The 1,903-nt window shown below is 38.2% G+C and carries 2 protein-coding genes; both read left to right on the top strand.

The features are described 5' to 3' along the window. The first annotated feature begins 59 nt into the window (after positions 1–59). Complete coding sequence (locus tag LOK41_RS27995) at positions 60–1,067, top strand: DUF3991 and toprim domain-containing protein (protein ID WP_241819353.1); 1,008 nt, start codon at positions 60–62, stop codon at positions 1,065–1,067. A gap of 88 nt (positions 1,068–1,155) precedes the next feature. Beyond that, entirely contained in the window at positions 1,156–1,743 is a 588-nt protein-coding gene (locus LOK41_RS27990; protein WP_481748847.1) for a restriction endonuclease, read from the top strand. Positions 1,744–1,903 lie beyond the last annotated feature (160 nt).

Here is a 1,903-nt window from a genome sequence, read left to right as displayed (position 1 = left end):
ATACAAACAGTTCTCTTTTTTAATTCTTAAAACTATTCACAACAAGGGGAGGTGCCAACATGACATATCGACTAGCAGAGGAGGAAGTCATGAAAGCAAAAGGTGTGGATCTGTTGTCGTATCTAGAGGCCAAAGGGGAGAAATTTCAAAAGGAAGGCAATTATTATCGTCATACCGAGCATGACAGCTTGATTATTCGAGATAATATGTTTGCATGGAATAGCCGAGGAGAGAAGGGATACGGGGCGATTAGCTTTGCCAGGATGTACTATGGTATGACTTTTCAAGAAGCTGTTCGAGACGTGAATCTTGGTGATTATCCTACTTTTACATCTTCTAAGGAGGAAGAAGTAAAACAAGACGAACCATTTCGGTATCCAGGACACTTAGAAGTTCAGGATAAACAAGCTATTAAGCACTATTTAACCGATGAGCGGAAAATTGACGCTCGTTTAGTAAATTGGCTGATTGGACAGGATTTGATTGCACAGGACAAAAAGAAGAATGTGGTATTCAAATGGCGAGAACAAGGTGGGACAGGAAATATAGTAGGGGCAGAGCGTCAAGGGACGGTTAAGATGGCAAATAAACGAGGTTCCTTTAAACAAATTTTGCCGAATGGAAAACCGCATACAGGGTTTATGGTGGATGTTGGAAAACCAACATCCATTTATTATTTTGAGAGTCCGATTGACCTTCTTTCCTATTGGACGCTACAACAAAATCGACTACAAAATGCAAGGCTAGTCAGTATGAATGGTCTAAAGATGAAGACCGTTTTACGCACATTTAAAGAAGCAAAAGATGAAGGATTTCCCGTGAATCGGATTGTCCTAGCAGTAGATAATGATAAAGCGGGGAAAGAATTCACAGAAAAGATAGGAGCATTAACGATTAATCCACGTGTCCAAATGCATCTTCCATCACAAGAAAAAGATTGGAATGATGTACTGAAGGCAGTCATACAATCAACAGAAAAACAGCAACAATCTCATATACAATCGCAAGGACAGCAAAAGAAACAAGTAGTATCAATACAGAGAAAGGAGATGGAACGAAGTGTCTAAATCAATTGAGCCATTAATACCAGTTGTGCCCCCTTCCAGCATAATACAGGTTTTAATTTACGGTTTTGTTTTGTATGTTCTCTTTCGTATGTATATGTTTGTTCATCGAATCATTCGAGAGAAAAGAGTATTGAAGATGATGGCAAAGTCAGGTATTCAATACATTGATAAAATGGACGGATATCAGTTTGAAGTGTACTTAAAAGCTCTTTTTCGAGAACTAGGGTACCGTCCAGAGGTCACAAAACGCTCTTGTGATTACGGAGTAGACGTCGTATTAAAAGGGAAAAATCGTATTGTGATTCAGGCGAAACGATATGGGGTAAAGAATCGAGTTGGGATTCGGGCTGTGCAAGAAGTATATGCAGGGAAAGCCTATTATAAGGCAGATGAAGCATGGATCGTAACCAATAATGCATATACAAAACAAGCCGAAGAATTAGCAAAAGCATGTCAGGTAAAACTCATTGATCGTTTTGAACTTCAAAAATTAATTAGTAAAGTGAATCCAGAACAAAAAGCAGAAGATGTGTATCATCGAGTAGATCCGGCTGAAAGGAAGTGTCCGGTTTGTAAAAATAAAATGATTGTGAGACAAGGGAAGCAAAACGGAAATAAATTTTTTGGTTGTTCACAATTTCCCACTTGTAAGCATACGGAACGAATTAACGCATGAGCTGGAAAACTTTCAGCTCTATTTCGCTTTTAGTAAGGTATTTCCATTTCTAAGTTTATAATTGGATTCTTGAACAAAAACGGATTCTCAGATTTGTTTGTATGGAGTTTTAACTCTTGGTCTAATGTAATTAGTCTCGGAGGAGTTATTTTTGAATACG

It is taken from the genome of Bacillus sp. TL12 (genome assembly GCF_022625245.1).
Taxonomy (GTDB): Bacteria; Bacillota; Bacilli; order Bacillales; family Bacillaceae_G; genus Bacillus_A.
The sequence above is the reverse complement of the archived record's forward strand: the minus strand, read 5'-3'. Positions and strand labels throughout refer to the sequence as shown.

Excerpts from the sequence above, each read along its gene's own strand:
- LOK41_RS27995 (WP_241819353.1), top strand. The coding sequence starts at position 60 with ATGACATATCGACTAGCAGAGGAGGAAGTCATGAAAGCAAAAGGTGTG.
- LOK41_RS27990 (WP_481748847.1), top strand. The coding sequence starts at position 1,156 with ATGTATATGTTTGTTCATCGAATCATTCGAGAGAAAAGAGTATTGAAG.